This window comes from Blautia sp. MB18-30 (assembly GCF_023669475.1).
Taxonomy (GTDB): domain Bacteria; phylum Bacillota; class Clostridia; order Lachnospirales; family Lachnospiraceae; genus Blautia_A; species Blautia_A fusiformis.
Genome location: NZ_JAMOYY010000017.1, coordinates 39649 through 51288, shown reverse-complemented (window position 1 = coordinate 51288; position 11640 = coordinate 39649). Strand labels below are relative to the sequence as shown.

Below are 11640 nucleotides of genomic sequence, written 5' to 3'. Positions count from 1 at the left end.
TTACATAAAACATATGTTAGAGTAAAATGTAATTTTAATGAGATGAAGCGGTGAAACGTTACGCTTTAATTAGATGAAGATCATATGCCGATAGAACCTGGATAACTGTTCTTTTCAGTCAGGGATACAAAGTTTTTTGGAGAGATTCCGTAATATTTCCGGAAACATTTGCTGAAATATCCGGAATCAGAAAATCCGCATAAAGAAGCTACATTTTGAATGGAAGGGCTGTCTTCCAGAAGAAACTGTCTGGCTTTTTTCATGCGGCAGACATTGATATATGAGGTAAGTGTAACTCCGGATTCCTGACTGAATACAGCAGAGAGATGCTGGGGATTGACAAAAAAATGGGAAGCAATGGTTTCAAGACGAAGATCCGGCTGATTAAAATTCAGACAGATATATTCCTGAACCTGGGATACAAGAGCTGACTTCCGCGGATTTTTTTCATCAGCAAGAGAATCCAGAACTGCCTTGCAGGTAGACTGGAGCAGTTGTTTTAACTGCAGGGCACTCTGGCAGTTCTGGTAAGTATTCAGGGCGTTTTCCAGAAGAGGAAAAAGCGTTTCACGCTGACTGCACTCCGTGATAAAACCGTCAAGTACAGTAAGAAAAGCAGCAGCTACACTCCAGGTCTGCCGGATATGGATTTTTTTGGTGATGATATCGTTGAAATATTCATCAATATATTTACAGAGAGCCGGTGAATTTTGCTGGCGCAGAAAGATCAGGATATCATTATAAACCAGAGGCTTTAATGTAAAATCACCGGAATGGGACTGGGGCGTGAAATAAAGAAATCCGGAAGAAGACGCAGTTCTGTTATGAAAAACAGAAAGAGCCTCTTCATAGGAATAGCGGATTCCTTCCACGCCTTCATGAGGTGTTCCACAGCAGAAAAAAGTGGAAATCTGTGCGATATTATCATATATCCCGGCAAGTCTGAGACAGGATTGTTCCAGATCGGTAAAAGAAAAATCAGAGCTTTTTTCCATGATGATATACTGTCTCATCTGAGAATAGTCAATGTAAATAAGCTCTTTGCACACAGGCTGTAAGATTTCCCTGCATATATTTTCCAGGATGGTGTGGAGCAGAGAAAAATCACCTTTTTCATCCCATATTTCCGGATTGGCATTGTGGATCTCCATAAGAATGGTAAGATAATCGGAAGTTTTATGAATCGGAATTTTTTCCAGATCATCCGGGGAAATGGTTGTTCCGCTGATCACCTTCTGGAAGAAATTAAGCTGCATTTGCCGTGTATACAGATCGCGGAACTGAAAATAATTATTCACATAACTGTTTCTGGAATTTTCCTGATCGATCTCGTCACTTACTTTCTGGAGTGTCTCCATAAGCTCCCGGTGATCCAATGGCTTCAGGAGGTATCCGCGGACCTGAAGAGAGATGGCTTTTTTGGCATAGTCAAAATCTTCGTATCCTGTGGAAAGGATGAACCTGGTATGACAGTCTGTTCCAAGAGCTGCGATCATATCCAGACCGCTCATAACCGGCATGGATATATCCACAAGGGCAATATCGGGTTTAACATTTTCAATAAGCCGGATTCCGGCCTGTCCGTTATTAGCTTCCCCTGCAATGTTATAAAGGTTTTGTTTTTCAAGAAAATTGATCAGAGATTTTCTGAAAAAAACTTCGTCGTCAATAATTACAAGTGTTTTCACTTTATATTTCCCCCTCGATCAGATTTTTGTCAGGTATTACTATGGTTACAGTGGTTCCCTTTTCAGGTGAACTTTCGATGGTAAGTCCGTAATTCTCACCGTAGAGAAGAGCAATCCTGTGGTTGATACTTGGAAGCCCGAAAGAATGTCGGGCAGTTTTGAAGTCTCTGATAGAACGGTTAAGTTCGGCAAGTTTTTCCGGCGGGATACCGGAACCATTATCAGAAACAGAAATACAGATGGTACCATTTTTGATAGAAACAATTAAGTGAATATGGCATATCTGGCTGGTAAGTCCGTGGACAAAAATATTTTCCACAACAGGCTGTATGGTCAGCTTGGGTATCTCTGCCCCATGATCCTCCCAGGACGGCTCATAGATGATCTCGTAATCAACAAAATCCATATACCGCAGATTCTGGATATAAAGATACTGTTCTGTAAGAAGCAGCTCCTGGCGCAGAGGAATGATAAACTGTCCCTTTGAAAGAGAGTTTCTGTAGAAAGATGACATGGCAGACACTGCTTTTACTGCGGTATCATTCATATCAATTTCTATGAGAGACTTGATGGTGTTTAAAGTATTATAAAGAAAATGGGGATTGATCTGGGACTGTAAAAGACGTATTTCCATTTTCTGTTTGGCATTTTGTTCCTCATAGATATCGTTAAGTAATGTCTGGATCTTCTGCATCATAAGGTTAAACTGGTTATAGAGAACTGCAAGTTCATCATTTGAAGAGTAACTGGCAGAAATATTCAGCTTTCCGGCAGATGCAGATTTCATTTTTTCCACAAGTTTCTGTATAGGTGCGGTGACAGTACCTGTACATAATATGGAAAAAAATACAGATAAAATAAACACTACAATGCTGATCAGAAGAATGTTGTGCAGGATCACCATATGATCCAGAGTCAGGCTTTCCAGAGGAATCAGGTTGATCACATTCCAGTTTAGGTCAGGATAGGATTTGCAGATAAAAAGAGTGTCAGTGCCGTCTACGGAAAAAAACTGCCTGTCGGTTTCTGTCAGGGTTTTATAATTCTCTGAACTGATTTTTGTATAGGATGAGAAGTCTTTATAAATACCTCCGGATGAAGAAGAGGAAAGTATCTGTCCATTTTCATCAGTAATATAGAAATCCCTGGAAGAGCTGTCCGGAAGGTCGCGGAATGCAGAGGAAATATTTGTTTCTCTGATCAGAAGGACCAGGGCGCCCAGATATTTGGTGTTATCAATGTTTGTAATACTTTTTAAGGCTACAAAGGTTGGCTCCCCACTTATCTGGAAGGGTCCGAGAAACTGAAAGGCCAGATTAGTCTGAAGGCTGTCAAGGACTTCGGGACCTAAAATGGAATCAAGCTGATCTGTTTCTGTGGTACTGCTGTGAAACCAGTGGTTTTCTGTATCCAGGATATCCCAGGCATAGATGTTTTTGTGAAGTCCGATGATACGCTGGGCCTGGTCTGTAAGCTCGGAATTTACCAGAAAATGTTCCAGTGTGTTTTCGGGAACTGTGGGATTTTCTTTTAAAACATCGGCGATATTGCTGTTGATGGAAAGGGTGATGGCATAGTTTGATATATTATCGATCTTTTCTCCAAGGTTGCTGGTGATCAGGGATAGCTGCTGCTGACTGGAAAGTGCGGCACGCTTGATCAGTACTTTTTTGGATGCAGTATAAAAAAACACGGAAGTAAGCATGAGTATCAGAGAACTGAGCAGCAGATATGTAATAAAAAGCCTGCGTTTCAGACTGATTCCTAAAAATAAGTGAAACACCTTTTTTTTCAGATTTTCTATCATGGAATCCCCCCTCTGGTTTTATTGGCTACATTATATAATAAGGGAAAAATTCTCACAAGTGTGGGGGAAAGATTGGAGAAAATATTCCAGGTACAGCGAAGATTTTCCATGTATTTTTCCGGACGGATTTAATATAATGGTCTCATCGATAAGGAAAGCGGAACAAAATATTCAATCCGGATGAATAGAAATGTACCAAAAGGAGGACGAAAATGAAATTAAAAAAAGTGATGGCTGCTACACTTGCCACAATGATGTGTCTCTCTTCATTCAGCATGATGAATGTGTGGGCAGATAAAAAAGAGGATTCCGAACCACTTGTGATCAATTATATCAGTGCCAGGGGCGAAACAGATGCGGCACTGAAAACATTGAAGAAGCTTGCAGAAGATTATAAAAAAGATCACCCGGATTTTGAATTCAATGTAGAGTCTATTGCAGACAGAGAAACATATCTTCAGAAGATCAAGATCCTTGCATCCAGCAATGAACTGCCGGACTGGTTTGACGCAGATCCGGAGGCATTTTTTGAAGGACTTTGCAAAAAGGATCTGATCTACAGTGTGGATGACCTTTATGATGAACTGGGTATCAAAGACAAGTTCTTTGATATTGCACTGAATTATCCGAAACTCAGTGACGGAAGCAATTACCTTATGACCTGGCAGGGAAATGTAGAGTATTTCTGGTATCACAAAGACATGTTTGAAAAAGCCGGAATTACTGAAACACCTCAGACACTGGAAGACCTCTTGGATGTGTGCAAGAAGCTGAAAGATGCGGGAATGACCCCGATATCCGCAGGAAATTACGACATGATCATGCGTTATCCTGCATTTAAGGCTTTCAGACTGGAAGGAAATGACTTCATTGACAATGCAAGAATGGGAAAAGAAAAATTTAATTCTGAGACAGGTATCGCAACAGCCCAGTATACACAGGATATAGCCCAGTATTTCAGTGAAGGATGGACAAGTTCAGATACTACCGCACAGATGGATCTGTTTCTGAACAGTGGTGCGGCAATGTTATACACCGGAACATGGGATACACCGGATCTTGTAGATGATGAGGGAAATCTTAAAGATGACATTTCCATGTTCAAACTTCCTGTAGACAGCGAAGGAACCGCTACAGGAGAAAATGATTACTATGCGAATTGTGGAATCGGAACTGCCATTCTCAAGGATTCCATGAGTGATGAGATGAAAGATTTCATCAGTTATGTATGGGATAATTTTGCTGATACGGCAATGTATGAGTTCAATATGCTTCCATCCATGATGCCAAGTGATTCGGAGAAGCTTCCGGAGCTTACACAGCAGATTTTAAGTGATCTTGAGAACTGCGGCACTTTTGCCCAGTGCTGGGATGTTCGTCTGGATCCTTCTACAAACGAGGTTTACAGAAAAGAGTTGGCAAGCCTTGGAATGGGAGAATCAACTCCTGAAGAGTTCTGCGAAAACATGGACAAAGCTGTAGAACAGTATGCATCTGATTATTTTGACACTGAAGAATAACTGAGAGAATACGCAGATGCGGAATTTTATCTGCATCTGCGTATGAAAGGGGAGAGGATATGAAGCCCAGAAATAAAATCCAGCCTTTACCGTTTGTTCTTCCTGCACTGTTCGTATATATTCTTACTGTTATCATCCCAATTCTGTGGTCAATGGGTTACAGCCTTTTTTCCTGGAATGGAATCGGTGATATGAAGTTTATCGGACTGGAAAATTATGTGAGGATGTTTCAGGATGAGACATTTCGTGAGGCTGTTGTAAATAATCTTAAATTTGTTGTATTGGGAAGTTTGTTCCAGTTATGTGCAGGACTGATCCTGGCAATTTTGCTTACACATATTTCCAAAGGTGGAAATATTCTGCGGGTTATTTATTTTATTCCATGTATCATTTCATCTATGGCGATCTGCCAGATTTTTTCCAAAATGCTTTCTGTCCAGCCCCAGGGCCTGGTTTGCTATGTGATGGAAAAACTGGGAATGGAACCTATCGCTTTGCTGGCAAATTCCCATACAGCGCTGATTACCATAACCCTGATCGATGGATATAAATACTGTGGTCTGTACATGATCATTTTTTATTCCGCATTTGTATCCATATCAAAGGATGTGATCGAGGCATCTACAATGGATGGCTGCAATGTTTTTCAACAGTATCGTTACATAAAGCTTCCACTGGTGAAAAATATATTCAGCATTGTCATTGTAATGCTTGTAAATGGTTGTCTGAAAACCTTTGATGTATTCTATATTCTTGACAATAAATCCAGATCAACAGAGATGGTGGCAACTTATATGTATAAAACCGCTTTTAATTCGGCTGACTTTGGCTATGGAAGTACATTGTCCGTTTTTCTGGTCATTGAATGTCTGGTAGCAGTAGGGATTATACAGAAATGCCTGGGATCGGCGAAAGGAGATGGGTCAGAATGATAAAATCAAGAAAAAATATACCTATTCGTGCTGTGTTCTATGTAGTGATCCTTATTTTTGTCATGATACAGGTCTACCCTATTTTCTGGGTTATCTGCTCCAGTCTGAAAACACCGGATGAAATGACATATACTGCACAGTATGCCCTGCCATCAGGATTTTATCTTGGAAACTATATCAGCGCACTGACGATCTCATCCATTCCAAGATATTTTCTTAACAGTACGGTTGTGGCAGTTCTCACACTTCTTGGCATCGTAGTCCTGGGATGCCCGGTTGCATTTGTGATCAGTAAGGTAAAGGTAAAATATGCCAATGCACTGATGGCATTTTTCCTGTTTGGAATGATGGTGCCTATTTTTTCCTGCCTTGTACCCATGTTCCAGATTTATAACAGGATCGGACTGAGAAATACATACTGGGCACTGGTGCTTCCGCAGATCGGGTTCGGACTTCCAATGTGTATCTATCTTTACACCGGATTTTTTAAATTTATGCCGGATTCTCTTCTGGAAGCGGCAGTTATTGACGGTGCCACAATGGGAACCACATTCCGCAAGATCGTGGTACCTATGGCTAAAAATACTACAATGACAGTTCTTACATACAATTTTGTTTTTGTATGGAATGAATTTACCTATGCCAATACGTTTATCTCATCTTCTGATATGAAAACTCTGCCAATTGGCCTGAATGACTTTGTGGGGCAGTTCGGAAGAGTGGACTGGGGAAGTACATTTGCGGCGATCGTAATATCGATCCTGCCTACACTGATCGTGTATTTTATTCTTAACAGGAACATAATCGAAGGTATGGCTGCAGGTGCGGTCAAGAGTTAGGAGGCTGAAATGGAAACAAGGATTGAATTGAAACAAGGATGGAAAATTTTGCAGGATGTTCATGATACAGGGGAAAAGATCGGGCTTTATGCTGCCAGGGAAGCAGATACTTCCGTAGGTTCCCAGGTGTCTGAATGGGAGGAACTGGAGGAACTGAAACATCTGCAGCTTATCTATGCCAGACAGCCATATTTCGGGCGTGAACTGAGATATTTCAATCAGGCACCCTGGTGGTACAAAACAGAGTTTGAAGTTCCGGATCAGAAAGTTACGGATGCTGTCCTTAAATTTACCAATGTGGATTATTATGGAAAAGTATGGCTTAACGGAGAATTTCTTGGAGAGCATGAAGGATATTCCGCTCCATTTTCCTTTAATGTAAAAGATAAGCTTGTTTTTGGAAAGAAAAATTATCTCATTGTAAAGGTAAGTTCTCCATGGGATGATGAGGTGGAGCTGGATGCACAGGATTCCAGAACCACCCTGGTAAAAAGAAATATGGTAAAAGGTACCTACGAACATTCTGATACATTTATCCAGAGAGATGTAAATCCTGTAGGAATCTACGGAAAAGTGGAGCTGATCCTGACAGAAGAAGGTGTTCTGGAAGATCAGACAGATCTGAAGTATGAACTGGATCCAGATGGAAAGAAAGCAGACGTATATGTGGAAACTGAAGCGCGAGGTCTGAAATCCGGGGAGACATATGATTTTAATGTAAAGATCCGGGAAAAAGAGTCCGGTCTTATAAAGGCAGAAAAAACTGTTCAGATAATGGCAGAGAAAGCAGAGACAGGTTTTAAATGTGAGCTTAAAGTGGAAGATGTCAGACTGTGGTCCACATGGGATCATGGTTATCCCTGGATGTATCAGGCAGAACTTACGTTAAGCAGGGGAAAAGACATACTGAGCAGCAGAACAACGAATTTTGCTTTCCGGGACATTCAGATTGAGCGTAATGAAAAAATAACAAGATTCTGGCTTAATAACAGGAAGCTGTATATAAGAGGAACCTCTTATTTTCCGGATTGTTATATTTCCGCAATGACAAGGGAACGGTACCTGAGAGATCTTCTTAATGTAAAGGCGGCAGGTTTTAACCTGGTACGAGTACATGTCCACACAGAGCAGGAAGTTTTTTATGATCTGTGTGACGAGCTGGGAATTGCAGTTCTTCAGGATTCGGAGTACAACTGGACGCATCCTTCAACAGATGAATGGGCGCAGAGATTTGCAGATGTTTACAGAGAAAATGTGAAACTTCTGAAGCATCATCCGTCTCTGATCTGCTGGATCATTATGAATGAACCGGGATGTGTTGATCCGGATGGAAATGTGAGAAGGAGATTTATGGAGGAAAATCCGGGACCTGCTCTGTATAGGGAGGTACAGAAGATGGATCCGGGCAGACCGATCATCAAGGGTTCTTTCTGCGAAGATGATCCGCTTAGCGGGGACAGCCACAATTATCTGGGTTCTTTAAGCGGTGGAGAATATGCAGATATTTATGAGCAGACAGAAAAGCTGAATACAGAGTACGGATTTGATGCACCGGGCAGCAGTGAAAATCTGAAAACTGTTCCGGCGGTATATCATCGTCTGGAAAAACTGGTGGATGATATCCCGAAGATCCAGGAATATCAGTATAAGCTTCTGAAATATTATACAGAGCATTACAGGATCCAGAAATATGAACCTTGCTCAGGATATGTACAGTTTATGTTTATCGACCTGTGTCCTCAGAGCTTCTACGGTTTATATGACTGGTGGGGAATTCCCAAAAAGGGTCTTCAGGCTATACTGGAAAGCAACGCACCAGTGGGTGTTTTTGCAAAGCACAAAGATTATCTGGACAGTCTGTATATTGTAAATGATACAGATGGAGCTCTGGGAGAGTGTGAACTTACATGGATCATTACAGAAACATTGAACGGAGAACTGGTGGAAAAGGGAAGTGTTAAAGCAGAAGTTCCGGCAGACAGCCGTGTCATGGTAAAAACCTTTGAGAAAGAATACGGAAAAGGCAAGAAGTGGAACCTTACACTAATTCTTTCTGATAATAGCGGTAAATGTATGGCAAAGAATACCTATCAGGATATCTGTACTTTGCTTTCAAGAGTTGATGGGCATCCGGACCGTATGAGCCATGAGTTTGGAATGAGACTCTACTGGGCCTGAGATATCTGCAGCTCACAGGCACTTTCATCCTTGACTTGTGTCAAAAATCACAACATGTTATACTTTGTGTATAAAGGAAGATTTTCGGCGTGGAAGGAGCGATATTATATGCGTTTACAGAAAGTACAGGATGCTCTGAACAAAAAAAATATCAAATTCGAATACACAGAGGAAGATGGTTGCGGAAGTCTGGATTTCATGTTCCGTGGACTGAAATTCCATGTATGGGAATACGAGGACAACGGTTGGGGTGCCGAGACCAATATTTATGCGGCTGGAAGAAGTGAGGACATTGACGGAGATTATGAAGAGAAGATTTCTGCAGAGATTCTTTCCTGGCCGGATATGATCAATAACTGAATATAATAATATTGAATAAAGTGGCTGTAACTGAACGAATACGCTCAGTTACAGCTACTTTTTATCGGAGAAAAGTTTTCTGAAGAACTATAGCTGTACGTTCAGGTATTCACTGGGAAACATCTGACAGTTCTTTTTAAAAACCTTGCTGAAGTAATTTCCATTGCTGAAACCAAGATGCCAGGCAATGTCGTCGAGAGTTATATCCGTAGACTGCAGAAGCCGTTTCACCTCGGTGAGCTTTAACTGCATAGCATAGGAAAAAAGATTCTGACGTTTTTTTAAAACAATCTGGACAGATGCTCCTTACTTAGAAAAAAGATTCTGCAATATCGGCCAGGGAGATATTTTCCAGATAATGTGCATTGATATAATCAAAAACATCACTGATTACCCTACTGGTGAATGCAGAGCAGAGTTCGGGTGATGAAGCAGAATCGGAAGTCCCAGTTTTGCCTGCTTCACTTTCCAACTGAGAAATTGTGGCTGAAAGCGCATTGTTCAAATTCTGGGGATCAACAGGCTTCAGTATGTAATCAATAACACCAGCCTGGATCGCAAGTCTTGTATATTTGAAATCGCTGAATCCGCTGATCACACTGATTTTGCTGTCGATGTGAAGTTCTTCCGGCTTTTTTTAGAGCTGTATTCCGTCCATGACGGGCATTTTCATATCTGTGATAATAATGTCAGGATGCTCTTTGAGAATGATCTTCAGGCCATCTTCGGCATTATCTGCTTCCAGAAGATCACTGTTTGCTCGGATTTATCCCATGGTGTTTTGAACTTCCGGATAAGGAATATGAAGAAGCTTGGGAGCAGATTATGAATGTCTGTGGAACGGTCCATCTTAGCCATTTTCAACGACACAGACACAGACAGCAATGGCAAATCTTCTGAAAGATTATCCGCAGACTTATGTGACAAATATGGTCTATCCGTAAGGTTTTTGGTTGTTACTGAAAAAGATTTCATGGTTCAGGATTCCACATCAGTGACATTGATCTCATCCTGGAATCCGTCAGTATAATGCAGTTCATAATCTTCTGTGATAAAAACGGCCTGCACGCCTTTTTTCTCTGCAAATTTCAGCCCGTCTTTCAGGCCAAGGGCGAAACAGGTGGTGCTTAAGGCATCGCCGTCCACAGACTGGTCGGAGATGATCGTCACAGAAATCAGGCCGTTATCATAAGGATAGCCGGTTTGGGGATTCAGGATATGATGATATAATTTACCGCCCTGCTTAAAGCACCTCTCATAAATCCCAGAGGATACAACGGATTTTCCGGCGATATCCATAACAGCCTCTGTTTCATTGCGATCTGCAAAGGGCTTCTGGATGCCTACTTTGAAGGGAGTGCCGTCAGGCTTCGAGCCGATGCAGAGGACATTGCCGCCAAGGTTGATGATAGCACTGTTTACGCCTTTTTTTACCAGAAAATCTTTCAGGCGGTCTGCAATATAGCCTTTGGCAATGGCGCCTACATCGAACTGGATGTCATCAGAGGGAAGTGTGATATCCTGCCCGCCAATGGTGACGCCGTCGGAGCTGCACAGGGGGAGAACTTTCTGAATATCTGCATCATCCGGAGCCTTCGGGTCTTCTGCTGTGAAATCCCAGAGAGAGGTCAAAGGCGCAATGGCGATGTCAAAGGCACCGTCGGACTCCCTGGTGATATCGAGTCCTTCGGAAAGCAGAGCGGCAAGGTCTTCAGATATATGCCAGGTGTCTGCTGTGCCGCTGACCGGATATGGAGTAGTCTGCCGGTCGGTATTGGAATCTTTATCCGATGTATCTTTGCGGTGATTTAATTTATAAAGCTCGCTTTTCTCATTTGTCCGGCTGAAGACCAGCTCATATTTATCGCACAGTGCCAGACAGTCATCCAGGAGAGCTTTATCCTGAGAATCGTAAATTGTGATCTGTACAGCTGTATTCAATTTGATACTGCTGATACTGATGGGCTGATTTCCGGTGGTGGATGTATCTGCATCCGTGATATTTCCGCAGCCTGTGAAAAGGAGCATTGGACAGACAAGGACTGTGCACAATATTAAATAGAAGAAACGGGAATGCGAGCGGCTTCTTTTGGAATGAAAAAAATAAGTTGACATAATATTCTCCTGCTTTCTGATTGACTGACTTAACTGAAGAGCATTTATTTGATGCAAATCTATGTAGTACATGTGGATGGGGTTATTCACTTAACCGGATCAAGCAGCGACGCGGATTGCGGATATACGCTTGACCGACATCGGACAGATTTATGAAATCTCATTATACCATGTATTTCTGAAATCAGAAAGGCATATGCC

Annotated in this window: 11 protein-coding genes; 5 read left to right on the top strand and 6 right to left on the bottom strand. The window is 41.7% G+C overall.

All coding sequences use genetic code 11. The annotated features are described in order from the left end of the window. Positions 1 to 80: 80 nt before the first annotated feature. Together NCY57_RS16940 and NCY57_RS09685 are read right to left on the bottom strand one after the other, a co-directional pair. Positions 81 to 1688 (bottom strand): response regulator transcription factor, encoded by a 1608-nt coding sequence (locus tag NCY57_RS16940; protein ID WP_021652212.1) that lies wholly within the window; start codon positions 1686 to 1688, stop codon positions 81 to 83. A gap of 1 nt (position 1689) precedes the next feature. Next, complete coding sequence (locus tag NCY57_RS09685) at positions 1690 to 3495, bottom strand: sensor histidine kinase (RefSeq protein ID WP_118368587.1); 1806 nt, start codon at positions 3493 to 3495, stop codon at positions 1690 to 1692. A 212-nt stretch (positions 3496 to 3707) separates the two neighbouring features. Between NCY57_RS09685 and NCY57_RS09680 the strand changes: the two genes are divergently transcribed. The 5 genes from NCY57_RS09680 (at position 3708) to NCY57_RS09660 (ending at position 9324) form a co-directional block, all read left to right on the top strand. Further along, a complete protein-coding gene (locus NCY57_RS09680; protein ID WP_092069690.1) occupies positions 3708 to 5015 on the top strand; it encodes an ABC transporter substrate-binding protein in 1308 nt (435 codons plus the stop codon). Between the two features lie 59 nt (positions 5016 to 5074). Beyond that, positions 5075 to 5947 (top strand): carbohydrate ABC transporter permease, encoded by an 873-nt coding sequence (locus NCY57_RS09675; RefSeq protein WP_015526310.1) that lies wholly within the window; start codon positions 5075 to 5077, stop codon positions 5945 to 5947. Beyond that, positions 5944 to 6786: a carbohydrate ABC transporter permease gene (locus tag NCY57_RS09670; protein ID WP_021976595.1), complete on the top strand. Its 843-nt coding sequence runs from the start codon at positions 5944 to 5946 to the stop codon at positions 6784 to 6786. Before NCY57_RS09675 ends, NCY57_RS09670 begins: the two co-directional genes overlap by 4 nt. Positions 6787 to 6795: 9 nt before the next feature. Next, positions 6796 to 8964, top strand: a complete 2169-nt coding sequence (locus NCY57_RS09665; RefSeq protein ID WP_114001822.1) for a glycoside hydrolase family 2 protein — start codon at positions 6796 to 6798, stop codon at positions 8962 to 8964. A gap of 108 nt (positions 8965 to 9072) precedes the next feature. Next, positions 9073 to 9324, top strand: a complete 252-nt coding sequence (locus tag NCY57_RS09660; RefSeq protein ID WP_044961921.1) for a hypothetical protein — start codon at positions 9073 to 9075, stop codon at positions 9322 to 9324. A gap of 87 nt (positions 9325 to 9411) precedes the next feature. Here the strand turns inward: NCY57_RS09660 and NCY57_RS17060 are convergent, their stop codons facing one another. The 4 genes from NCY57_RS17060 to NCY57_RS09645 all read right to left on the bottom strand — a co-directional run bounded on the left by NCY57_RS17060 (position 9412) and on the right by NCY57_RS09645 (position 11439). Then, positions 9412 to 9615, bottom strand: coding sequence for a helix-turn-helix domain-containing protein (locus tag NCY57_RS17060; protein WP_227945655.1), 204 nt, complete (start codon positions 9613 to 9615; stop codon positions 9412 to 9414). 19 nt (positions 9616 to 9634) lie between these two features. Next, positions 9635 to 9922, bottom strand: coding sequence for a hypothetical protein (locus tag NCY57_RS09650; RefSeq protein WP_021652205.1), 288 nt, complete (start codon positions 9920 to 9922; stop codon positions 9635 to 9637). Between the two features lie 39 nt (positions 9923 to 9961). After that, on the bottom strand, positions 9962 to 10069 hold the full coding sequence (locus NCY57_RS17165) for a response regulator (protein WP_180211352.1): 108 nt from the start codon (positions 10067 to 10069) through the stop codon (positions 9962 to 9964). 233 nt (positions 10070 to 10302) lie between these two features. Continuing rightward, positions 10303 to 11439, bottom strand: a complete 1137-nt coding sequence (locus NCY57_RS09645) for an FAD:protein FMN transferase (RefSeq protein ID WP_049947012.1) — start codon at positions 11437 to 11439, stop codon at positions 10303 to 10305. Between the last annotated feature and the right edge of the window lie 201 nt (positions 11440 to 11640).

Bases quoted from the DNA above. Each gene is read 5' to 3' on its own strand.
- NCY57_RS09685 (WP_118368587.1), bottom strand. From the start codon at position 3,495: ATGATAGAAAATCTGAAAAAAAAGGTGTTTCACTTATTTTTAGGAATC.
- NCY57_RS09680 (WP_092069690.1), top strand. From the start codon at position 3,708: ATGAAATTAAAAAAAGTGATGGCTGCTACACTTGCCACAATGATGTGT.
- NCY57_RS09675 (WP_015526310.1), top strand. From the start codon at position 5,075: ATGAAGCCCAGAAATAAAATCCAGCCTTTACCGTTTGTTCTTCCTGCA.
- NCY57_RS09670 (WP_021976595.1), top strand. From the start codon at position 5,944: ATGATAAAATCAAGAAAAAATATACCTATTCGTGCTGTGTTCTATGTA.
- NCY57_RS09665 (WP_114001822.1), top strand. From the start codon at position 6,796: ATGGAAACAAGGATTGAATTGAAACAAGGATGGAAAATTTTGCAGGAT.
- NCY57_RS09660 (WP_044961921.1), top strand. From the start codon at position 9,073: ATGCGTTTACAGAAAGTACAGGATGCTCTGAACAAAAAAAATATCAAA.
- NCY57_RS09645 (WP_049947012.1), bottom strand. From the start codon at position 11,439: ATGTCAACTTATTTTTTTCATTCCAAAAGAAGCCGCTCGCATTCCCGT.